This window comes from Falsiruegeria litorea R37 (assembly GCF_900172225.1).
Taxonomy (GTDB): Bacteria; Pseudomonadota; Alphaproteobacteria; order Rhodobacterales; family Rhodobacteraceae; genus Falsiruegeria; species Falsiruegeria litorea.
The window spans coordinates 54,177-76,710 of sequence record NZ_FWFO01000005.1 but is presented as its reverse complement, the minus strand read 5'-3'; the positions used below and the strand labels follow the sequence as shown (position 1 = coordinate 76,710).

The following is a 22,534-nucleotide window of genomic DNA, read 5'->3' as shown; positions in this document are numbered from 1 at the left end:
ACATTAGCCGCTGATATGGGACAAGGTGAACGAGGCTGCAAGTTCCGTATGCGCAGACCAGCGGAACTGATCCACCACCTGTACCCAATTCAGCATATAGCCCGCCGCGACAAGCGTCTTGGCATCGCGGGCAAAGGTCACCGGATTGCACGAGACATAGGCGATCACCGGCACCTGCGCCTGCGCCAGTTCGGCAACCTGCGCTTCGGCGCCTGCGCGGGGCGGGTCAAGAACCACGGCATCCACCTTGCGCAGCTCATCCGGCATCAGCGGGCGGCGGAACAGGTCGCGTGCTTCGGTCGTCACCCGTTTGAGGCCCTGCGCCATGCGCCAGCCGTGATCCAGCGCTTGGGTCATCGCCTTTTCCCCCTCGACCGCGTGCACCTCGGCATCAGCGGCAAGTGGCAGGCTGAACGTGCCGCAGCCGGCAAAAAGATCGACAAGCCTCTTGGATCCGGCAACCACCTCTTGCACGGCGGCCAGCAGCGCCTCTTCGCCATCTTTGGTGGCCTGCAAAAAGGAACCCGGGGGCGGGGTGACCTTGGCGGGACCAAACCGCTGATAGGGCGGATTGCGCATTGCCAGAACTTCGCCATCCCAGGCCAGCCGGGCCAACCCGTGCTGTTCGGCCGCTTGTGCAAGCGCGGCCTCAAGCGGACCATCAAGCGGCTTGCCACCCTGGACCGAAACATCGAGCCCAGTACCAGACAGGGTCAGTGTCACCGCCAACACACCCTTGCGGCTGCCCCCCAGCAGCGCCAACGCCTCGGCCACGGGGATCCCGGCCAGCAGTTCAGGCGCCAACAGATGGCAATCAGGGATTTCGGTGATCACATCAGATGCACGCCCGTGAAAGCCCGACAGCGTCCCCTTTTTGGTCCGCCGCACCGCAATCGTCGCCCGCCGACGCGAGCGTGGCGCGGATATGTGGATCGGGCGCATCTCGCCATCAAGCCCCTGAGCCGCCAACGCGGCACGCACCACATCCACCTTCCAATCGGCAACAAAGCTGTCCGACGCATGCTGCAACTGACATCCGCCGCACGCCTTGTAGTGACGGCACGGGGGCTTTACCCGATCATCTGACGGCGTTTCGATCCGGATATCGGTCAGTTGCTGGCCATCAACGGTGCCGGTTACAATTTCACCCGGCAGAGTGCGGGGGGCAAAAATAGGGCCATCGGCGATCCCGTCGCCCTGATGGCCAAGCCTGGCTATGGTGTATTGCTGGGTCATGGCCTCGGGTGATAGCCGGGGATCGGCCCGGGCAAAAGCCCCTATTCCGCCGCCTCGGTCTGAATAAAGCCACCCGATTGCCGCTGCCAGAACTGCGCATACAGCCCGCCCTGGGCCAGCAACGCCTCATGCGTTCCGCTTTCCACAATCTGGCCCTGATCCATCACGATGATCCTGTCCATCTCGCTCAGCGTTGACAGTCGGTGCGCGATGGCCAGAACGGTCTTGCCATCCATTACCCGATGTAACGCCGCCTGGATCGACGCCTCAACCTCGGAATCAAGCGCCGATGTCGCCTCGTCCAGCACCAGAATAGGCGCGTCCTTCAGGATGGCGCGGGCTAGGGCAATCCTCTGCCGTTGCCCACCTGACAGTTTGACGCCCCGCTCGCCCAGATGGGCATCGTACCCCTTGCGCTCGCTGCCGTCCTGCAGGCCCAGGATGAACTCATGGGCCTCGGCCTTTTGGGCGGCGGCAATCAATTCAGCCTCAGAGGCATCGGGGCGGCCGTACAAGATGTTCTCGCGCGCGGACCGATTGAACATCGCGGTCTCTTGCGTGACCATGCCGATGTTGCGCCGCAGGCTGTTCTGCGTGACCTTTGCCACATCCTGATCATCAATCGTGATCTGCCCGGCCTCGCCATCGTAAAGCCGCAACAGCAGCGACACGAGTGTGGATTTGCCCGCGCCCGAGGCACCGACAATGCCCAGTTTTTCTCCGGCAGCGATCTGTAAGTCGATGCCTTGCACCCCACCCACGTCGCGGCCATAGGCAAAACCCACGTCCTGAAACGCGATCTGCCCGCCGCTGACAACAAGATCGGTGGCATTTGAAGCGTCTTCGACCCGGACACGGCGGGTGAGAGTCTTCATTCCATTTTCGATCTCACCAATGCTGGCATACATCGACATCAGCGTGAAACTGACCCAACCGGTCATCTGCGCGATCCGTATGGCGATTGCGCCAGCCGCAGCCACGTCACCCGTGGTCGCATTGCCCCCCTGCCACAACAGCAGGGTCGACCCCATCAACAAAACCGGCAATACGCCGGCCAGGGCGACCAGAAAAAACCGGAAGGTGGCCGACAACCGCCCGAAATCCAGCGCGCGTTCGCGCAGCTCGACCATCGCCTCGCGCGCGGCCTGATCCTCTTGCGTGGCGTGGGCGAAAAGTTTGACCGTCTTGATGTTGGTGATGGCATCCACCACCTGCCCCGACACCATCGCCCGAGCGCCCGCCCGCGCAGCCGAACGTTTGCGAATGCGCGGCAAATACCAGCGGATGAGCGCGAAATAGGCCACCATCCACACCGCAAAAGGCAAAACAACCAGCGGATGGATTGCCCCAAGCAGGGCCATCGTGCCCAAAAGTGTGGACAGCGCAAACACCACCGCATTGACCACATCCGTCACCACCGAGGCCAGCGAACTGGAGGTCTGCATCTGCTTTTGCGCAATGCGTCCAGCAAAGTCATCGTCAAAATAGGTCACGGATTGACCCAAGGTCCAGCGGTTCAGCTTGGCCAGAACCAACGGCGGGATGTTGGGCAAAACCACATAGTTATTCGCAAAGGACGCAAGCCCCGCCACCAGCGGGCGCAGCAGCATGAAGAACACAATCGCAGCCATGATCAGGCCCAGGTTACTGGCATCAAAGAAGCCCTCAGGCCCGCTGGCCGTAGCCTGGTCAATCACCTGCCCCAGGATCCATGCGGTTGCCACCTCGAACGCACCACCCATCGCCGAGAAACTGGCGGCGAGTAATAGCATCGGCCAGGCACCAGACAACGCCCAGCGCACAAACGCCCCCAAAGTCTGTGGGGGCGGTGTGTCCGTGTCACGGAACGGCTTGATCAGATCGGCAAGTCTCATTCAGCGGCCTCCGGTTTCATGAAGCCCCCTGATTGCCGCGTCCAGAACTGAGCGTAAAGCCCGTTCAGCGCCAGTAGCTCAGCATGAGTGCCCTGTTCCGCGATCCGACCCTGATCCAGCACCAAGATGCGATCCATCTGCGCGATGGTGGACAGACGGTGCGCAATCGCGATCACCGTCTTACCCTGCATCATGCCATAGAGCGTGTCCTGAATGGCGGCCTCAACTTCGGAATCGAGCGCACTTGTCGCCTCGTCCAACAGCAGGATAGGCGCATCCTTCAAGATCACCCGCGCCAATGTGATGCGCTGACGTTGACCGCCCGACAGTTTCACGCCCCGCTCGCCCACATGCGCACCATAGCCGGTGCGCCCCTGCGGGTCTTCGAGGTTCAGAATGAACTCATGCGCCTCGGCCTGTTTGGCGGCGGCGATGATCTGTTCCTCGGTCGCGTCGGGACGGCCATACAGAATGTTGTCGCGCACTGAACGGTGCAGCAACGCGCTGTCTTGCTGGACCATCCCGATGTGGCTACGCAGGCTGTCCTGGGTTACCTTGGCAATGTCCTGACCGTCGATGAGAATGCGCCCCTTGTCGGCGTCATAGAACCGCAAGAGCAGCTTGACCAAGGTCGACTTACCCGCGCCCGAACGTCCGATCAAACCAACCTTTTCGCCCGCTGAAATCTGCAGATCGACAGCATCCAGACCGCCAGCCTCGCGGCCATAGTGGTGAGACAGGCCATCCAGCTGAATAGCCCCGTGGGACAGCGCAAGCGGCTTCGCACCGTTGGTGTCCACAAGGTCGATAGGCTGGGCAATTGTCTCCATCCCTTCGGCGACAACACCCAATTGGCGAAAGAACGAGGTCAGGGCCCACATGATCCAGCCGGTCATCGCGCTCAACCGCAGCGTCAGGGCAGATGCAGCAGCCACAACACCAACCGAAGCCTGCCCCTGCATCCACAGGGCCATGGCCCAGCCGACAACGCCCACAACCAGAAGGCCATTCAATGTCACCAGGACCGCGTCCATGATGGTGAAAATCCGCATCTCGACCTGAAAGGTCTTGCGGGTTTGTTCGATCGCGTCCTTGGCGTAATCCAGTTCGTGATCATTGTGGGCAAACATCTTGACCGAGTGGATGTTGGTATAGCTGTCCACGACCCTTCCGGTCACGGTCGATCGTGCGTCAGACGCCGCTTGCGAAGCGGGGCCGACGCGCTTTACGGTCCAGCGCACAAGCAGAGCATAAAACGCGAACCAGATCAGCAACGGGATCAGCAACCGTATGTCCGCAGCCATCAACAGGATCGCGGCCCCGATCAGGTAAGCCAGCGAATATGAGATTGCATCAAAGACCTGAAACACCACCTCTCCGGCGGCCGGGGGCGTCTGCATGATCCGGTTGGCGATCCGGCCGGCAAAATCGTTTTCAAACCAACCCACCGATTGCCGCAAAACATGTTTGTGCGCCCGCCAACGGATCAGCGTGCCAAAGTTTGGCAGAATAGTGTTGTTGAGCAACAACACGTCCACGACATGCAGGATCGGCCGCAGGAACAGGATGAACAGCGCAACCAGGATCAGCTCGGTCCCATAGGTGGCCCAAACCTGTTCGGGCGGAGAGCCCAGCAGATCAACGATCCGCCCCATATAATAGATCAATCCCAGCTCAACCCCTGCCACAACGATCGACAAAAAGGCGGTCCAGGCAAAAACCGTCATGAAAGGGCGCGAGTATTCCAACATGAACGGCCACAACCGCGTGGGCGGCGTGTTTACTTCATCGTAGGCGGTATAGGGGTCAACAAGGTTTTCGAAAAAACGAAACATAACGGATGCTCCACATGAGCGTAATTTTGGACGTGCGAAGATAGGCGAGCCGAGGCATCACCCGAACGGGGGCATAACCTCAGCCGATGCTGTGCCAGATCCCGTAATACATTCGCATTCCTCCGTTATGTGGTGTCGACACCCTAAACGGAAAGGTCAAGACTTGTCACCACAGAATTGTGAGCTTGAAATTGACGCTACGTCGACAACAGGTTTGCACGGGTCAAGGCAAACCCCGACTCGATCCAGTCGCGTTCAAGTTGGGACAGTTTTCCCCCCAATTCTCGCCCTTTGTAGTCAGGTAAGAGATCTTTGGCGGTTACAGGAAACACGGCTCGCGCGCCCTTTTCGACGTCACGTGTTACATCCGCGGCCAATGGCATTTCCAACTGCGCCGACCGCAGGATCATCGTGGCGAGGGCGGGATCTGCCCCCAGACGATACCCCAGCTCAGCGGCGCTTGCAGTTCCACTTGCCGCCGCGCGCAGGGAACTCACGGCTTTCAGCTGCGCCTTGCTCAACCGCAGCGTGCCCACCACCTCTGCGCCACACAATGCGGCCAGCCGCAGCAGCGGATCGGGTGATCGTCCCAGTTCGCCCTCGAAATGAACAACCGGCGCAAGTGCCCGGTCATCTGCGCCGGGCAGCAAAGCCCCCAAAACGCCAGATGTCCGCATCGCCGCCACCGACGGGGCAGGGTCAGGTGCCCCCAAGAGCTTTAGCGTCTCGGCCCCGACCCGCTCGCGCGACAGACGCTCCAGCCCGACCAGATTGTCGGCTATTGCCGCCAGCGAGTCCGCGTCAAACCCAGCCTCGGCATCGCCGTACCAGGCATGAAACCGAAAGAACCGCAGCGAACGCAGAAAATCCTCGCGAATGCGATGCGCGGCCGTACCGATGAATCGGACGCGGCGGGCGTGCAGGTCAGGCAAACCGCCCAAGGGGTCGATCACCGTTCCATCGGGCTGCGCATAGATCGCGTTCATCGTGAAATCGCGACGCGCGGCATCCTCTTCGATAGTATCGGCAAAAGCCACAACCGCGCGGCGACCGTCCGTTTCCACATCGCGGCGAAAGGTGGTGATCTCGAACGGTTCGCCAGCCTGAACCAGCGTAACCGTACCGTGCTCGATCCCCGTGGGAACAGCCTTGATTCCAGCGGCCTTGGCCAGTTCCATCACCCGTTCAGGGTGCACATTGGTCGAAATATCGATGTCCGAGACCGGCGCACCAAGCAAAGCGTTGCGCACGCAACCACCGACAAACAGCGCCTGCGCCCCGCCATCGGTCAGCACCTTGCAAACCCGCTGGGTTGCGGGCGACGTCAACCAGTTTTCGGCGATCCGGATCATGCCTGCATCCGCGCAGCCAAACCGCGCAGCATCCGGGCCGTTGCGCCCCAGATATAATAAGGGCCAAAGGGCACCGTATAGTAATACCGCTGCTGACCTTGCCAACGACGCGATTCCACCACGTAGTTTTCCAACTGCATCAGATGATCAAGCGGAACCGAAAACACTTCGTCCACTTCGCCTGGCTCGGCGGTCACCTCAAATGGGTCGTCCAGAATGGCGATCACAGGAGTGACTGAAAACGATGTAACCGTCTCATGCGAGGGCAGATGGCCGAGGATGCGCGGAAGGTCACGCGGAAGGCCGATCTCTTCTTGCGCTTCGCGCAAGGCGGTCGCCGTGACATCCGCATCGTCTTCGTCCTGCTTGCCGCCGGGAAAAGCGATCTGACCAGGGTGATGTTTCAACGCCGAAGATCGTTTCGTCAGAATGACCCGAGGTTCCGAATGCGCCAAAGTTACCGGCACCAAAACACCGGCGGGCCGCAGTTTACGTCCCTGAGGCAGCACTGTGTCGGGGTTCAGGTCAAAATCGCTCGACCCGTCCCCCGTCCGGGCCATTGCTGCCCTTAGTTTTGCTTCGGTCTCATGCACCGCTTTGCTGTTCCGCCTCAAACCCTACGCTCTTGGGGTCCAGATCATAGTGCGCACCGCAGAACTGGCAATCAGCCGTGACACGACCATCATCGGTCGTCATCTTTTCGATGTCGCGTGCGGAATAGATCGACAAGCTTTGGCGCACCCGCTCCTCGGAACAGGTACAGCCAAAGCGAACCGATTGCGCATCATAGACGCGCGGCTGTTCCTCGTGGAACAGGCGCACCAACAGGTCAGTCGGGGGCACGCTGGGGCCAATCAGCTCCAGATCCTCGACCGTGTCGAGCAGGATGTTAACGCGGTTCCAGTTGTCGCCGTCTTCGCCATCGACCAGATCAGCAGCCGTCAGAATCTCGCCTTCGCCGTCGTTCTTTGCGGCAAAGGGCGACGCCTTGGGCATGCTTTGCAGCATAATGCCACCCGCGCGCCAATGCTCGCCCGTGCCCGGCTCGGTCGATTTGCCAAAGCTCAGCGAGAACCGCGTTGGCAACTGCTCGGACTGTGCGAAGTAAGCCTCGGCACAGGCGCTGAGCGATCCGCCCGCCAGCGGTGTGATCCCTTGGTACGGTTGGGTGCCATTGCCCTGGTCGATCATGATGGCAAAGTATCCTTCGCCCACCTGATCGAACGGGGTGCCGTCCGTCAGACGCTCGGCATCAAAGCTGGAATAAGCTCGGATCTGCGCTGCGCGACCGCCCTCTTGCGGGGCATAGTAGTCGGTCGCGATCATGCGCACCGCGCCTTTGGACTGCACTTGCAACGACAGCTTCCACCGCAGGTCGATGGTCTGACCGATCAACGCGGTCAGCAGGGCCATTTCCGCCACCAGCGCTTCGACTGTTTCTGGGTAGTCGTGCTGTTTCAGGATGCCGTCCAGCACACCATCCAGACGGGCCACGCGTCCACGCATGTCCGATGCATCAAGTTGAAAGGGCAGGACTGTGTCGTCCCACGCGATTTTGGATCCGATAGTCATGGGGTTTCCTTACACGCCACGGGTTGGCATACCGCGTCCATATAGGTGGAACACGCCGCGATGAAAGGGGTGCATATATGATCCGACGCCTTGGGGAAACCCCGGAACACGGGCGACGCTACACGCGCCGTCCAGGAGCATATGTTCTGTTGCCGCGCGGGCGGCAAGTTCTGGTGACCTGGTACGACGACGGGCAAAACCCCGAACTTCAACTGCCCGGCGGCGGCATAGACCCCGGAGAATCGCCTATAACCGCCTTGCACCGCGAGGTATTTGAAGAAACCGGCTGGTCCATATCTGGCCCGCGGCGCCTGGGTGCGTTTCGCCGTTTTACTTATATGCCAGAATACGATCTGTGGGCTGAAAAAGTCTGTACGGTCTACTGCGCTCGGCCCGTGCAGTGCAAAGGCCCGCCAACCGAAGAATTTCACGAGGCCGTTTGGATGGACATTGACGTCGTGGTCGAGGCTTTGGGAAACCCCGGCGATCGGCACTTTGCAAAGCAACTCGCCCGGACCCTATAGCAGAATAAGGTTTCATGCCGGAACGATCATCCCGCGCATCATCTTCTCGGCTTAAGGTCCGTTGTATTCAAAGAACGTCGCAGACACGTCGTCCTCCATCCCGTGTTCGTCCGACATGACCTGTGTCAGGCGCCAGAACAAATCATCCAGAAACTCTTGCCCACCCTGCTGCGGATCGCAGTCGCGGACCAATTGCAACAGCCCTTCGGGTTCCAGCATCTCGCCATTGGACAACCGGCATTCGGTAAAGCCATCGGAATACAGCAAAAGCCGGTCTCCCGGGCTCAACTGTGTTTCAAATTGCGAATAAGGGATGTCAGGCAAAAGCCCGATAGGCACCCCACCATCACCGACAAATTCGGCGCGTCCATCCCGGCGCAGAACCAATGGGTGGGGGTGTCCCGCCTGTACCATCTTAAGAAGACCACTGCGTAGATCGACGATGGCATAGACCATAGTAAAATATTCTTCGATCCCCGTATCGGCAATCAGACGAGAGTTAAGCGAGGCCGCTACTTCCTCGGGTTGGCGCAAGGCATAAAAGCGATTGAACCGTCGTTCCATCGCGATGTTCTGTTCGAAATAGGTGCTAGACAGGTAGCTGCCCAAACGTGCGGTCATCATGGCCGATGTGATCCCGTGGCCTGAGACATCGATGCTGTAAAATCCAAGACGATTGACCCCCGGCGAGAACATGCCCACCAGATCGCCGCCGATGTGGCCGCAAGGTTTCAGCAACAGACTGACCCGAGATGATCCAAAATCACGCGTCAACTCGGGTACCAGCGATTCCTGGATCTTGCGCGCCTGCATCAGATCCTTGTCGATGGCATCATGGGCGACCTTCAGCTCATCCAACGCCTCTTCGATCATGCGGTTCTTTTTGGACAGCTCTCGCTGCATGCCCAGAATGCGATCGCCCGCCGAAATTCGGGCTCGCAATTCGTCCGAGCTGACAGGTTTGATCAGGAAGTCATCGGCACCTGCGTCCAAACCCTGCGCAATCTCATTCTTTTCACTCTTGGAGGTCAGCAGGATAAAGTAGGAATAGGAGTTGTCGGAAAGTTCACGAACCGCTTTGCAGAACTCCAGACCGCTCATTCCGGGCATGACCCAATCGCTGAGCACCAGATCGGGCGGCGAAGTTCGGCAGATCTCCAACGCTGCCTCACCACAATCAGCCTCGATCACTTCAAAGCCCCATTTCTTAAGTGAGCTTACAAGAATACGGCGTTGCAGACGGCTGTCATCGACCACCAAAACCTGTTGGATCGCACCGGATTCCTTTTCGGTATCCGCCTGCACTATCTCACCCTGCAACACCACACTTCCTCACATTCAGTCCCGAAACTGACGACCACAGCCTAAAACCGCGCGTCTTAACATCACGTGAAGTCTGGAACTGATTAAAATGCTCACCTCGTCTTAACGCGGTGTTTACGTCCAAAGAGCTACCAAAGGGTAAAGTGCGGGGCAAAAACGTCAGAGGGTGAAAAATGATACACTGGTCACGCGTAAATCAATTGCGGGATGAAGTTGGGGCCGAAGATTTTCGCGAAGTTGTAGACTTGTTTCTGGAAGAGGTCGAAGAGGTGATCGACCGATTGCGAGCTGACGCGTCGCGAGATGCGCTGGAGAAGGATCTACATTTTTTGAAAGGCAGCGCACTTAGCCTTGGCTTTGAAAGCTTTTCGACGCTTTGCCAAAACGGAGAGCGGCAATCCGCATCCGGGGCCGCTGACACTGTGGACATTGATGCCATCATCAATACATACGAGCAGTCGAAAACCGTGTTCCTGCAAGAATTGCCGCAGCACAGCTGATCAGATCACGAACTGCGCAAGTGTCTCATCATTGGTGATGTCGGTATAGGTAAAGCCTGCGTCCTCGAGATGCGCAAACAACCGCACGAAGTTTTCGGGCTTGCTGGTTTCGATTCCGATCAGGACCGAGCCAAAGTTGCGCGCCGACTTCTTCATGTATTCGAACCGCGCGATGTCGTCATCCGGCCCCAGAATGCCCAGAAACTCTTTTAACGCGCCGGGGCGCTGCGGCAGGCGCAGGATGAAATACTTTTTGACACCTGAATAGCGCTGCGCGCGTTCCTTGACCTCGGGTAATCGCTCAAAATCGAAATTGCCACCAGAGGTTACGCAAACAACCGTTCGACCGCGCACAAAGCTTTGGATGTCCTCGACTGCCTCGATCGCCAACGCGCCGGCAGGCTCCAGAACGATGCCTTCGATGTTTAACATTTCGATCATCGTGGTACAGATCCGATCCTCGGGCAGGACATGCACGTCGGATAGATGAACGTTGCGCAACAGATCAAAGGTCTTTTCCCCGATCCGCCCCACGGCGGCCCCATCCACAAAGGTATCAACGTGATCCAACGTGACCGGATGCCCCGCCGCCAACGCGGCCCGCAAACAGGCGCCGCCCGCTGGCTCCACAAACAGGCAATGGGTACGATCACCAAACCAGGTCGCCACGCCCGACGACATGCCGCCGCCGCCCACGGGCAACACCACATGATCCGGAACCTGGCCCAGTTGCTGCTCGATCTCGACCGCGAGAGAGGCCTGGCCTTCGATCACATCCTCATCATCAAAGGGCGACAGGAAATGTCCGCCCTTTTCCGCGCACCAGGCCTTGGCTGCCGCCAAACAGTCGTCGAAATAGTCGCCAATCAGGTGGATTTCGACCTGATCGCCGCCAAATGTCCGCGTTTTGTGGATCTTTTGTTGCGGGGTCGTCACCGGCATGAAGATCACGCCCTTGACCCCCAAGTGTTTGCACATGAACGCCACGCCCTGCGCGTGGTTGCCCGCGCTGGCACAGACAAACAGATCCTGATCCGGCTGCTTGCGCATGGCGTTGAATGCGCCGCGGATCTTGTAGGACCGCACCGGGCTCAGATCTTCGCGCTTGAGCCAGATGTCGGCCCCAAACCGCTCGGACAGATGCACATTCCGCTGCAGCGGCGTTACGGGAAACACTTGGCGCATCGCCTCTTGGGCGGCGCGGGCTCGGGTCATGAAATCAGTCATGCCCGTTCACTGCCGCAAGGCTGAAGCCAACGCAAGGAATACATCAGTATTCAGGAAACGGGTCGATCTTCGACAAAGTGCCCATAAAGCGTTGTCAGGATACTGACATTGAGCATCGCCAGAAAAGCAGCACAGAGCAACGGTACGGCAAAACCCAACACAGGCACAAACACCAGCTGAGTGCTGATCCAATCCGCCGCATACTGCAAACCGCCGACCAGAACGACAAGCAACTGAACTTGCCAGAAATCATCTATCGACGCTTCCCAAGCTTCGCCAAACGATATGGGTTTTTCCAACGCCGCTGCAGGTAAGGTCACCGCCATCTGGGTGAATGCAGTCGCCAAAACCACGCCTGCCACGACGAAGAGCGTGATCCCGATCCACCCCAAAGCTGAGACCACGCCAAGCAACAAGAAACCAAGAGGGACACCCAAGGCCAGAAACGCCAACACCAACAAGATCAGCCGCCAAATGTACGTCCCGACGGCCGTGCGTTGGAACTTTGGGATCCACCCTTCAGGAGCTTCTTCGAGCAGGACATATCGGTGCCAGGCGACAACGCCCCAAATCGCCAAGAAGGCCGAGAACAACCAAAAGAGCCCGAACTTCAGGAAAAGCCCAGAACTCAACTCGCTACCTGTTAACCGGACGCTCGGCCCCCAAAGCGTGCTCAAAGGAAGGCCAATCGAATAGAAAAATGCCCAGATGGCTCCTCCAAAACAGAGCAGGGGGAACCAAGAAATCCTTATGATGACGGGAAGATTTCGAAAAATCATTGAAATAGAATGCTTAAATAGACGCCAGCCTAACACGGCACGATCCTCAATCTTAGTTAGAAATTTTTCCTACAAAACAGGTAATAGTGGTGCGTCGCTCCAGACGCAATGCACCGAACCTGGTGCTGAATCTGCTGCAATCAGTCGATGGATCGCCCTTCGACGTAAACACCATACATTGTGGTCAGGATGCTCACGTTGATCAGTGGCAGGATCAGGATCGATGGGATCAGAACCAGAGCAAGACCGATGACAGGAATTGCCATGAGCAGGCTAAAGATCGCCTGTACGATGATCTGAAAGATCCCGCTGACGATGAGCAGAACGATCAAGGTTCCGAATGTTCCTTCGGTCTTGCTCCAGGCCGTGGCCAACGTGATGGGCTGCCCAATGGCCGAGGCCGGCAACATGACACAGAGCCGATAGATGCACAGGATAAGCGCGATCAAATAGAAAAACCCGACAATGACCACCAAACCCGGCGCGGACTGTCCCATAACCCCCAGCAAGATACCAAATGGGAACATAGCGACCATGGCGATCAGTCCCAACATCAGGAAAAGCCCAGTATACGCCAGAACACGGTCCGCCCGAAATGGTGGCAACCAACCCTTTGGCATCTCTTCGAGCAAAACGTACCGGTGCCAGGTTACGACGATCCAGAACGAAATCGTCCAGATGATCAGCATGGCAGAGATGCCAAACGCGCCTAAACCACCTAGATCGGTGTCCGTTGATCCGGGATTCAGATCAGACACAGGCGCTTGCAAACTGTCCCAGGTCCCGGTCACCATCGCCAACCCGATCAACAGCGCCATCCCGATCACACCCGGCACAAGCGCGATCTGCAACGCTTGCTGAAAGTTCCGCAGAACCATCTGCACCGAGTGTTTGAAAATGCGCCAACCCATCATGGTGTGCCCTGCTCCTCAATCAATACTTGTATCACTTGCCTGTTGCTCATCTTTCTACACGCCTGCGACACAGCACACAACTTGCCCCCGCGCAGAAAAACCGCTAGGGGCCAGACGTCATACGTTTAAGGGGAAATGCTGATGTCCGCGCCCAAGAAAGTTGTCCTGGCCTATTCCGGTGGCCTTGATACCTCGATCATCCTGAAATGGCTGCAGACCGAGTATGGTTGTGAGGTCGTCACCTTCACCGCCGATCTGGGTCAGGGTGAAGAGCTGGAACCCGCCCGCCAAAAGGCCGAACTGCTGGGCATCAAGCCCGAGAACATCTTTATCGAAGATGTCCGTGAGGAATTCGTGCGCGATTTCGTTTTCCCGATGTTCCGCGCCAATGCGGTGTACGAGGGTCTGTATCTGCTGGGCACCTCGATCGCGCGCCCGCTGATTTCGAAACGTCTGGTCGAGATTGCCGAACAAACCGGCGCCGACGCGGTCGCACACGGCGCAACCGGCAAGGGCAACGATCAAGTTCGCTTTGAGCTGGCGGCCTATGCCCTGAACCCCGAAATCAAGGTGATCGCGCCCTGGCGTGAATGGGATCTGACCTCGCGCACCAAACTGTTGGAATTTGCCGAGCAGAACCAGATTCCCGTCGCCAAGGACAAACGCGGCGAGGCCCCCTTCTCGGTCGATGCCAACCTTCTGCATACCTCGTCCGAGGGTAAGGTTCTGGAAGATCCGGCCGTTGCCGCGCCCGATTACGTCTATCAGCGCACCGTCCACCCCGAGGACGCGCCGAACGAGCCCGAGTTCATCGAGATTGGTTTCGAAAAAGGCGACGCGGTCAGCATCAATGGCGAGGCGATGAGCCCGGCCACCATCCTGACCAAGCTGAACGAATACGGCGGCAAGCACGGCATTGGCCGTCTGGATCTGGTCGAAGGCCGCTTTGTCGGTATGAAGTCGCGCGGCATCTATGAAACCCCCGGCGGCACCGTCCTGCTCGAGGCGCATCGCGGCATCGAATCCATCACCATGGACCGCGGCGCGATGCATCTGAAAGACGAACTGATGCCGAAGTACGCCGAGCTGATCTATAACGGCTTCTGGTACTCGCCCGAGCGCGAGATGCTGCAGGCCGCCATCGACGCCTCGCAAACCCATGTGACCGGCACCGTTCGCATCAAGCTGTACAAGGGTTCGGCCACCTGTGTGGGCCGCTGGTCCGAGCACTCACTGTATTCCGAGGCGCACGTGACGTTCGAAGAAGACGCAGGTGCATATGATCAGACCGACGCAGCTGGTTTCATCCAGCTGAACGCCCTGCGGCTCAAGCTGCTGGCCGCGCGCGACAAGCGGGTCAAAAGCTAAGCATCAGCAAAGAACCAACCAGACATCGAAATGCCCGCCGAAACAACGGCGGGCATTTTCTTTTGGAAACAGGAGCTGGCTAACCCAAGCGCTCCAGATACTTGGCGTCCGTGTATACGCGGGACAAACGATCAGCATCAAAATCGATGTGGACGATCCGGCGTGTTTCGTTTTCCCCACCTACCCGGCGGAAATAGAAATCGCGCTCAGAAAAATTTCCGCGCACCATGATCCACCGGACAATCTGCGCCGTGAGCCCTTTGTAAGGTGCAATCAGATCTATGATCCAAAGATGATCACCCGATGTCCAATCCGCCGTTTCCAGCGGTTGCCCTGTGATCAGCTTGCGCTCTGCCTCTGGGCCCAGCCAACCCCAGGTGAACATCGCACGGGGCACATCATCAAAGCGAAAGATACGGAATTGCCCGGACACGATGGGCGGCTCCATGTAGGTCCGCAGGGTCGCAACGCTCATCCTGGAATGGCGCGCACTTCGCAACGCCAGAAACGAAAAGTCACCGTACACGCGTAACCTGTCCGCTGATGGGGCTTCGTGATCAGGAAGCGGGTTCCCATGGCTGTCCACCAGGACGCTCACGCAAACTGCTCCATCGTGTGGGAAAGCAGGGTCGCCTCCCACGGGCGCAATGCTGTACGCGCCGTTTCGCCATAGCCATCGTCGGACTGCAATTCGGGGAACAGGGCAAACAGCTCATCCCGCACGGCCTCATCCAACTCGGACAATGTGTAGGCGCCCGGATGGAAACTCTCGGTTGGCGCCCCTTCGGTAAAGATGATCTGATGTTCGTCGAACAGCAGGTGAAAATACTCTACCTCTCCGGTCACATCCGCTTGTCGAATCGAAGATCCGTTCACCAGGCTTTTGGCAGGCACCAAGACCTGGTCTTCTCCGAACAGCAACTGCGCCTGCCATCCCTGCAAGAACATCCGATGCTGGGGTGAGACACTCAACTCGCGCTCGGGCACACCCTCGGCCAATGAGCCGGGTTCGAAAACAATGGGGCGCTTGGTTTCGTCCAGAATAAGTTCGGCCACCGAAAGCTTGCGCGAACCGATCCACCGTACAGCTTGTGGAGCAGCATCAAGCGTTTCTACCAGATCACCGCAGCCCAAAGCCTCGACCCTGACCGGTCCCTTGGTGGTCTGGATCAAAGTTCCCTGCGCAACGCAGATGAGCAGGTTGATGACAACCGTGTCTGTATCGGAACTGCCACCCGACGTGCCCGTAACGGTAAAGCTGACGACCTGATCCGCCCCGGTCGCCAGAACGGCGCCCCAGTCCACGGTAAACGTATAGGTGCCTGTTGTTTCATTGAAATCCAGCGTTCCCAAAGACGGATTGGATAGCGCCGAAAAGCTGTAGCCGCCCGTAGCTTCGCCTAAGGACGCCCCCGAAAACAACGAGACCACATCGAAGTCGCCGCTGACCGTCGTGGCGTTCGACAAACTCAGATCCAGCGTCGCATTCCATACGTCAACGCCGTCGGTGGCCTGACCACCAACATCAGAGATGTTGTAACCCATCTTGAACCTGCTCGATCGCACCTGTTTTCAGGCGCTGAATAGTGTTTTGTAGATATAGATTACTCAAAACACCCCAGGATGTCATGCCGTCCCTGCACGGGTCGGCTTTTACCTGCGCAATTCGTGCAAATTTACCTCAATCAGCCGCGCAACTCCTGCTACGTCATCATTGCGCGCCCCTGTCCCCGCACCCGATAATCGGTCCGAACCAGGAGGACAAAATGGCACTGCAAGAGATCGCAAACCGCATTCAATCGGGACTGTCGGACAAAAGCTTTGATGGCTCGCTGAAATTTGACTGTGGTGACGACGGCGTGATCGTTCTGGCCGACAACACCGCAACCACTCAGGACCGTGATACCGACTGCACCATCCGCATCAGTCAAGACAACCTGGTCAAACTGCTCACCGGCAAGCTGAACCCGATGACGGGCGTGGCCATGGGCAAGCTCAAGATCTCGGGTAATATGGGTGTTGCGATGAAACTGGGATCGCTTTTGGGTTAAGTGAAAAGGGCCGAGCAGATGGCCCTCTTCTTTCTTAGGCTGCGGCGCGGTCATAGACCGGAGCATTGCTTGCAGACTTTACAAGCCGAATGGAGTATTCGGCGTCCGATTTTCGGACATAGCTTTCTGACGATACTGCAATTGGCTCGTGATTGGATGCCTTAAGCGTCCAACGCCAATAACCAGCGACGTCTTTGAATAGAACAAAGTACATGTTCAAATCCTTTCATCAGCAGAGTATCGCACCCGGCATCATTGCCGGATACGATTAGGACGCCGCATCATGCTTGACGAAAGAAACCAAAACTGTGATCGTCACAGTGTCTTAACAGGACTGGCTGTCGTCTACGGCAGTCTTGGGCACCTACTTGAGCGAGTAGGTGCCCTTATGATTCCGAGTCCCGCATTGAGAGTCGAGTCTTTTTTGGTGTTGATGCACAATATATCTACCCACGCTGGCAGAAAGTACGAAATGTTGTGTGTGCGGCTAGGGCAATCAAACTAGATTTTTATCGCCTTCATCTTCTCATAAAACGGCAGCGCTGCCTGTAACACGGGCTGCAAATGCTCCGGTACCTCGGGCAAGCCCTCTTCGGGCTCGGCAAATCCGGTGCTGCGCCAGACCGCGCCGTACCAATGCGACGCCCAGACCCCGTCCTGTGGATGCCCGCCCTGTGGCCAACCAAGCATTTCGGGCGAAAACGGCAGATCAATCGCAACGCACAACCGTTCCAGCATGCCTGCCGGATCATCACGGATGTCGTGGCTATCGATCACCACCGGATCACCGCCCCACCCCTGCACCTCATCAAACAACTCGGCCTGTTGCCAGAACCCGATGTCATCCAGCGTCGGGTTCTCGCGTTTGGCCGCATAGCTGGCGATCACCCGCGCCGGGTGGCGGATCAGGAACACATTGCGCACCTTGCGCATCCAGTCGCGCGGAACACCGGGGATCATGTGTTGGGTCATGTGTTTTTGATACCAGACCGGCCGCGCGCCCGGGGTCGGACCAACCAAAGCTGACGCCACCTGCGCCGGGTCTTGGGGTTGCGAGGTCAGGATCTCCTCTCGCATAGGGTGGTCCAGCCCGGTCATCTGCAGATAGGCCGCATAAAATGGCTCATCCACGACGGCGCAGTCGGTGCGCGCGCCAAAGCTGTACATCATGGCCGTCGAAAGGTTCCGCGGACCAGACCACATCGCTATACGCATTCTGCCCTCGATAGATTGGTGATTGCCTGTCTCCGCACCAAACGCCGAATTGACGCGCATTGCAATCGGAATGCTGGGGTCCCTTGACGGCACGCGGTTCCGCATTCCATCTGCGTCAGACAATCACAAAGGAAGGCTGGAATGGACCGCAGTTTCTGGATCAACCGCTGGGAAGAAAATCGCCTGGGCTGGCATCAAGTGGATGCGCACCATCTGCTGGTCAAGTTTATTGACGCCGCGCCCCTGCCCCAAGGCTCTCGGGTCTTTGTGCCCCTGTGCGGCAAAACCCGCGACATCGGTTGGTTGCTGTCCAAAGGTTACCGCGTCGTCGCAGCAGAACTGAGTGAAATCGCAATCCGCCAATTGTTCGACGATCTGGGGTTCACACCAGAGGTTAAGGATTTGGGCACCCTGAAACATTTCAAGGCGCCGGATCTGGATGTATTTGTTGGCGATGTCTTTGACATTAACCCCGAACAGCTTGGCCCCGTCGACCTTACCCACGACCGCGCTGCCATGGTTGCGTTGCCGGATGATATGCGCGCCAGATACGTCGCACATCTGGCCAATATCACCGACCAAGCGCGGCAGTTCGTCATCTCGTTCGATTATGACCAAAGCCTGATTGCGGGTCCGCCGTTTTCGGTGCCTGAAGGCCAGATCAAGGCAATGTACGGGGGCAGATACACCAAGACGCTGTTGTTCACCCATGACATCCCTGGCGGACTCAAGGGTGTTGCCCCGGCGCAAGAACAAGCCTGGTTGCTGGAAAGGCGGTAACAATCCGTCACCACAGATCACCTGCCCTCACCTCGGCGTGACCTGACATGACAGTGACTTGCTGCGTGATTAATCGACTGTCAGCCTGTGCTCAAAGGAGATTTGCCATGACCCTGACCCACGATCTGAAATCCGACTTCAAAGTGATCGCACTTGTGATCCTGATTACCGCCGCCTCGCTGCTGCGCGTTGGTGCGGCTTCGGCAGCGGGTACGGAAACCCTGACGGTTGCCGGGGGATGCTTTTGGTGCGTCGAATCCGATTTCGAAAGCGTCCCCGGCGTGATCGAGGCCGTCTCGGGCTATACCGGCGGCAAGGCAAAGGACCCGACCTACAAGCAAGTGACAGCAGGCGGAACCGGACATTATGAGGCGGTGCAGATCACGTTTGACCCCGCCAAAGTCTCGCGCGAGCAGCTTTTGACCATGTTTTTCCGCTCGGTTGATCCGACAGATGCAGGCGGTCAGTTCTGCGACCGCGGGGAAAGCTATCGCACCGCGATTTTCGTCTCTAACTCGGGCGAAAAGACCCTCGCAGACAAAATCAAGGCCGAGGCACAGAGTGCATTGGGCCAGAACGTCGTGACGCCCATCCTGTCCGAAAGCACGTTCTATCCGGCTGAGGAATATCACCAGGATTACTACAAAGGTTCGAAACTGGTCTTTACCCGCTTTGGTCCCAAACGTCAGGCGTCGGCCTACAAGGCCTATCGCAACGCCTGTGGTCGCGATCAGCGTGTGAAACAGCTTTGGGGCAGCGACGCACCCTTTGTTGGCAGCTAAAGAATGGCGTCCTGGACGTCTTTGAGGTCCGGGATCACATCCGCCGTCCCGTGCCGCGTGACCATGATGGCTGCGGCACGCATTGCTTGACTGATCGCCTGTGGCATTGGCAAGCCCCGATCCATCCCTGCAAGCACGTAGCCGGTAAAGGTATCGCCTGCCCCGGTGGTGTCCACGGCCTTGACTTTGAAGGCTGGGAAAACCTGATTTTCGCCTGTGTTAGTGTCAAAATACCGCGCGCCATCCGCCCCGAAAGTGACGATGACCTGCGCCACAGGAAGGTCTTGAGGCGCCATGCCCGTCGCCTCTTGAAGCTGCGCCGCTTCAACCTCGTTCAAGATCAGAAAATCCAGATACGGCAAGACCGCCTGCACCGCATCCGCATCAAAGGGAGCAGCGGCATAGCAAACCTTCAGCCCCAACTCGCGGCCCATTTTGACCGCCTCGACCTGTGCGTTGGTTTCGTTCTGCAGAACCAGAATATCCCCTGCCCCGGCTTGAGACATCGCTTGCCCCAATTGATCGGTCGTGATCGCATGGTTCGCTCCGGCAAACAGCAGGATCTGGTTTTCGCCTGACGCCTCGACCGCAATGATGGCGTGGCCGGTTGGTGCCGACACCTCAGCAATCTGCCGGGTGTCCACCCCGTATTCGGTCAGGCGATCAACCGCCCAGCGCCCGTCAGCACCCACAGCCCCAATGTGGCACACATGCGCCCCGGCCCGCGCAGCCGCAACTGACATATTTGCCCCTTTGCCGCCCAGAAACTGCGAGAGTTCAGTTGCGGCCAAGGTTTCCCCCGGTCCGGGCAGATGCGGCACGGCATAGACCATATCCGCATTGATCGAGCCCAGGTTCCAGATCGCCATGGCTTACCCGATGTCGCAAGCGGCCAGAATGGCCATGTTCAGAATGTCGTTGGCCGTCGAACCAGTCGAGCAGATCTGAATAGGCTTGTCGACACCCGACAGGATCGGACCGATCACAGTCGCGCCGCCCATTTCCTGCATCAGCTTGGTCGAGATGCTGGCCGAGTGGCGCGCCGGTACGATCAGAATGTTGGCCGGGCCTGTCAGACGTGAAAACGGATAGGCCTCTTGCTGATGCGCATTCAGGGCCACATCGACGGTCATCTCGCCTTCGTATTCGAAATCAACGCCGCGTTGATCTAGCACTTCGGGCGCAATGTGCATCTTTTCAGCACGTTCCGACACCGGATAACCAAAGGTCGAGAAGCTGACAAAGGCCACGCGCGGATCAAGCCCCATGTGGCGGGCCACTTCGGCTGCGCGTTCTGCAATGTCGGCCAAGTTGTTCTCGTCCGGCCATTCATGCACCAGCGTATCACCGATCAGTACGATCCGGCCCTTGTGCAACAGCGCCGTCACACCGGCTGCGCCGTGGTCAGCGTCGGCGTCAAACACGTGGTTGATCCGATCCAGGCAATGCGCCGACTTGCGCGTCGCACCGGTTACCAGACCATCGCCATGCCCATGCGCCAACATCAACGCCGAGAACACATGTCGATCACGTGCAGCCAAGCGATGAATATCCTTGCCGTCAAACCCCTTACGCTGCAGGCGTTTGTAGAGGAAGTTCTTGTAGGTATCGAGATGCATGGTGTTGGCGGCGTTCACCACCTCCAGCTCGCGCACTGCGTCACCCAACCCAGCAGCCTCGAGCTTTTCTTTGACATCATCCTGACGACCAACAACCAACGCCTTGCCAAAGCCCGATCGCTGATACATCACCGCTGCCCGCAGCACGCGGGGGTCGTCACCTTCGGCAAAGATCATCCGGCTTTGTGCTTGGCGTGCACGGGCGTTCAGGCCGCGCAGGATGCTCGCAGTTGGGTCCATCCGAGATTTCAGGCTCAGCTCATACGCGTCCATGTCTATGATCGGGCGACGCGCTGCGCCGGTGTCCATGCCGGCCCGGGCCACAGCCGGCGGGATGCGATAGATCAGACGTGGGTCAAACGGCGTCGGGATGATGTAGTCGCGGCCAAAGGTCAGCGACTTACCATAAGCCATCGCCACCTCATCCGGCACATCCTCGCGCGCGAGTTGCGCAAGCGCATGGGCACAGGCGATCTTCATCTCGTCATTGATGGCGCGGGCGTGGATATCCAGCGCGCCGCGGAACAGATAGGGGAAACCCAGCACGTTGTTGACCTGGTTCGGATAATCCGACCGACCCGTCGCCACGATGGCATCTACACGCACCTCGTGCGCCTCTTCTGGCGTGATCTCGGGATCGGGGTTTGCCATGGCAAAGATCACAGGGTTGTCGGCCATTGCCGCCACCATGTCCTGTGTGACCGCGCCCTTGACGGACACACCCAGAAATACGTCTGCGCCTTTCATCGCCTCTTCCAGGGTCCGCAACTCAGTGGTGACGGCGTGAGCCGACTTCCACTGGTTCATCCCCTCGGTCCGGCCCTGATAGATCACACCCTTGGTGTCGCAGACGATACAGTTTTCGTGCCGCGCGCCCATCGACTTGAGCAGCTCGATACATGCGATACCGGCAGCACCGGCACCGTTCAGAACGATTTTAACGTCTTCGATTTTCTTGCCCGAGATGTGCAGCGCATTTAGCAAACCCGCCGCACAGATCACGGCCGTGCCGTGCTGGTCGTCGTGGAAAACCGGGATGTCCATCTCTTCTTTCAGGCGCTGCTCGATTATGAAGCATTCCGGCGCCTTGATATCTTCGAGGTTGATACCGCCAAAGGTCGGCCCCATCAGCCTGACTGCGTTGATGAACGCCTCGGTGTCCTCGGTGTCCAGCTCGATATCGATCGAGTTCACGTCAGCAAACCGTTTGAAAAGGACCGATTTGCCCTCCATCACCGGTTTCGAGCCCAGCGCGCCCAAGTTCCCCAAACCCAGAACCGCCGTACCATTCGAAATCACCGCCACAAGGTTGCCCTTGTTGGTGTAATCATAGGCTGTTTCGGGGTTTGCCGCGATGGCCTCGCAAGGAACGGCAACCCCTGGGGAATAGGCCAGCGACAGATCGCGCTGTGTGGTCATCGGGACCGTGGCCTGCACCTCCCACTTGCCGGGGGTGGGGTCCAGGTGAAAGGCCAGCGCCTCTTGATCGGTAATTTTCGCTTTAGGCATCGGATCGGTCGTTCTTTTTACAGTTCGGGCTTTTTGCCTCATAGCGCAGGCAGCACGCAGTCTCAACGACAATG

Annotated in this window: 22 protein-coding genes; 6 read left to right on the top strand and 16 right to left on the bottom strand. The window is 58.3% G+C overall.

The genetic code is table 11. The annotated features are described in order from the left end of the window. Positions 1–3 precede the first annotated feature (3 nt). The 6 genes from TRL7639_RS20195 to hslO all read right to left on the bottom strand — a co-directional run bounded on the left by TRL7639_RS20195 (position 4) and on the right by hslO (position 7,869). Complete coding sequence (locus TRL7639_RS20195; RefSeq protein WP_085797704.1) at positions 4–1,236, bottom strand: class I SAM-dependent RNA methyltransferase; 1,233 nt, start codon at positions 1,234–1,236, stop codon at positions 4–6. A gap of 41 nt (positions 1,237–1,277) precedes the next feature. After that, a complete protein-coding gene (locus tag TRL7639_RS20190; protein ID WP_085797703.1) occupies positions 1,278–3,110 on the bottom strand; it encodes an ABC transporter ATP-binding protein in 1,833 nt (610 codons plus the stop codon). Then, the gene (locus TRL7639_RS20185) at positions 3,107–4,945 is read right to left on the bottom strand and encodes an ABC transporter ATP-binding protein (protein WP_085797702.1); all 1,839 of its coding nucleotides are present in this window, start codon (positions 4,943–4,945) and stop codon (positions 3,107–3,109) included. The genes TRL7639_RS20190 and TRL7639_RS20185 overlap by 4 nt, the downstream gene beginning before the upstream one ends. Before the next feature lie 197 nt (positions 4,946–5,142). After that, the gene (locus tag TRL7639_RS20180) at positions 5,143–6,297 is read right to left on the bottom strand and encodes a CCA tRNA nucleotidyltransferase (RefSeq protein WP_085797701.1); all 1,155 of its coding nucleotides are present in this window, start codon (positions 6,295–6,297) and stop codon (positions 5,143–5,145) included. Continuing rightward, entirely contained in the window at positions 6,294–6,857 is a 564-nt protein-coding gene (locus TRL7639_RS20175; protein WP_085797700.1) for a CoA pyrophosphatase, read from the bottom strand. Before TRL7639_RS20175 ends, TRL7639_RS20180 begins: the two co-directional genes overlap by 4 nt. A 25-nt stretch (positions 6,858–6,882) precedes the next feature. After that, entirely contained in the window at positions 6,883–7,869 is a 987-nt protein-coding gene (gene hslO / locus TRL7639_RS20170; RefSeq protein WP_085797699.1) for an Hsp33 family molecular chaperone HslO, read from the bottom strand. Between the two features lie 77 nt (positions 7,870–7,946). Here hslO and TRL7639_RS20165 point away from each other — a divergent pair, with 77 nt between their 5' ends. Beyond that, a complete protein-coding gene (locus TRL7639_RS20165; protein WP_085797698.1) occupies positions 7,947–8,393 on the top strand; it encodes an NUDIX hydrolase in 447 nt (148 codons plus the stop codon). A gap of 51 nt (positions 8,394–8,444) precedes the next feature. Here TRL7639_RS20165 and TRL7639_RS20160 read toward each other — a convergent pair whose 3' ends face one another. Continuing rightward, positions 8,445–9,713: a PP2C family protein-serine/threonine phosphatase gene (locus tag TRL7639_RS20160; protein ID WP_235820470.1), complete on the bottom strand. Its 1,269-nt coding sequence runs from the start codon at positions 9,711–9,713 to the stop codon at positions 8,445–8,447. A gap of 176 nt (positions 9,714–9,889) precedes the next feature. On the opposite strand from TRL7639_RS20160, the gene TRL7639_RS20155 reads away from it, so the two are divergent. After that, positions 9,890–10,216 (top strand): Hpt domain-containing protein, encoded by a 327-nt coding sequence (locus TRL7639_RS20155; RefSeq protein WP_085797696.1) that lies wholly within the window; start codon positions 9,890–9,892, stop codon positions 10,214–10,216. Here the strand turns inward: TRL7639_RS20155 and ilvA are convergent, their stop codons facing one another. The 3 genes from ilvA to TRL7639_RS20140 all read right to left on the bottom strand — a co-directional run bounded on the left by ilvA (position 10,217) and on the right by TRL7639_RS20140 (position 13,133). Next, on the bottom strand, positions 10,217–11,443 hold the full coding sequence (gene ilvA, locus TRL7639_RS20150) for a threonine ammonia-lyase IlvA (protein ID WP_085797695.1): 1,227 nt from the start codon (positions 11,441–11,443) through the stop codon (positions 10,217–10,219). It lies immediately after the preceding gene. A 50-nt stretch (positions 11,444–11,493) separates the two neighbouring features. After that, a complete protein-coding gene (locus TRL7639_RS20145; RefSeq protein ID WP_133057682.1) occupies positions 11,494–12,258 on the bottom strand; it encodes a hypothetical protein in 765 nt (254 codons plus the stop codon). Positions 12,259–12,362: 104 nt separating this feature from the next. Beyond that, the gene (locus tag TRL7639_RS20140) at positions 12,363–13,133 is read right to left on the bottom strand and encodes a hypothetical protein (RefSeq protein WP_165759856.1); all 771 of its coding nucleotides are present in this window, start codon (positions 13,131–13,133) and stop codon (positions 12,363–12,365) included. Positions 13,134–13,277: 144 nt separating this feature from the next. Here TRL7639_RS20140 and TRL7639_RS20135 point away from each other — a divergent pair, with 144 nt between their 5' ends. Beyond that, positions 13,278–14,504: an argininosuccinate synthase gene (locus TRL7639_RS20135; protein ID WP_085797692.1), complete on the top strand. Its 1,227-nt coding sequence runs from the start codon at positions 13,278–13,280 to the stop codon at positions 14,502–14,504. A gap of 79 nt (positions 14,505–14,583) precedes the next feature. On the opposite strand, the gene TRL7639_RS20130 is transcribed toward TRL7639_RS20135, so the two are convergent. Together TRL7639_RS20130 and TRL7639_RS20125 are read right to left on the bottom strand one after the other, a co-directional pair. Next, positions 14,584–15,102 (bottom strand): toxin-activating lysine-acyltransferase, encoded by a 519-nt coding sequence (locus tag TRL7639_RS20130; protein ID WP_207559701.1) that lies wholly within the window; start codon positions 15,100–15,102, stop codon positions 14,584–14,586. Then, positions 15,099–16,049, bottom strand: coding sequence for a Hint domain-containing protein (locus TRL7639_RS20125; protein WP_085797690.1), 951 nt, complete (start codon positions 16,047–16,049; stop codon positions 15,099–15,101). Before TRL7639_RS20125 ends, TRL7639_RS20130 begins: the two co-directional genes overlap by 4 nt. A gap of 221 nt (positions 16,050–16,270) precedes the next feature. On the opposite strand from TRL7639_RS20125, the gene TRL7639_RS20120 reads away from it, so the two are divergent. Further along, on the top strand, positions 16,271–16,555 hold the full coding sequence (locus TRL7639_RS20120) for an SCP2 sterol-binding domain-containing protein (protein WP_085797689.1): 285 nt from the start codon (positions 16,271–16,273) through the stop codon (positions 16,553–16,555). Between the two features lie 34 nt (positions 16,556–16,589). On the opposite strand, the gene TRL7639_RS20115 is transcribed toward TRL7639_RS20120, so the two are convergent. Beyond that, positions 16,590–16,769, bottom strand: coding sequence for a YegP family protein (locus TRL7639_RS20115; RefSeq protein ID WP_085797688.1), 180 nt, complete (start codon positions 16,767–16,769; stop codon positions 16,590–16,592). A 287-nt stretch (positions 16,770–17,056) separates the two neighbouring features. Next, a complete protein-coding gene (locus tag TRL7639_RS20110; RefSeq protein ID WP_085797832.1) occupies positions 17,057–17,770 on the bottom strand; it encodes a sulfotransferase-like domain-containing protein in 714 nt (237 codons plus the stop codon). Between the two features lie 141 nt (positions 17,771–17,911). On the opposite strand from TRL7639_RS20110, the gene tmpT reads away from it, so the two are divergent. Further along, a complete protein-coding gene (gene tmpT, locus TRL7639_RS20105; protein ID WP_085797687.1) occupies positions 17,912–18,550 on the top strand; it encodes a thiopurine S-methyltransferase in 639 nt (212 codons plus the stop codon). A gap of 107 nt (positions 18,551–18,657) precedes the next feature. After that, positions 18,658–19,332 (top strand): peptide-methionine (S)-S-oxide reductase MsrA, encoded by a 675-nt coding sequence (gene msrA / locus TRL7639_RS20100; protein WP_085797686.1) that lies wholly within the window; start codon positions 18,658–18,660, stop codon positions 19,330–19,332. On the opposite strand, the gene TRL7639_RS20095 is transcribed toward msrA, so the two are convergent. Next, positions 19,329–20,201 (bottom strand): ribokinase, encoded by an 873-nt coding sequence (locus tag TRL7639_RS20095; RefSeq protein WP_085797685.1) that lies wholly within the window; start codon positions 20,199–20,201, stop codon positions 19,329–19,331. The genes msrA and TRL7639_RS20095 overlap by 4 nt on opposite strands. Before the next feature lie 3 nt (positions 20,202–20,204). Further along, a complete protein-coding gene (locus TRL7639_RS20090; RefSeq protein ID WP_085797684.1) occupies positions 20,205–22,460 on the bottom strand; it encodes an NADP-dependent malic enzyme in 2,256 nt (751 codons plus the stop codon). Positions 22,461–22,534: the final 74 nt, after the last annotated feature.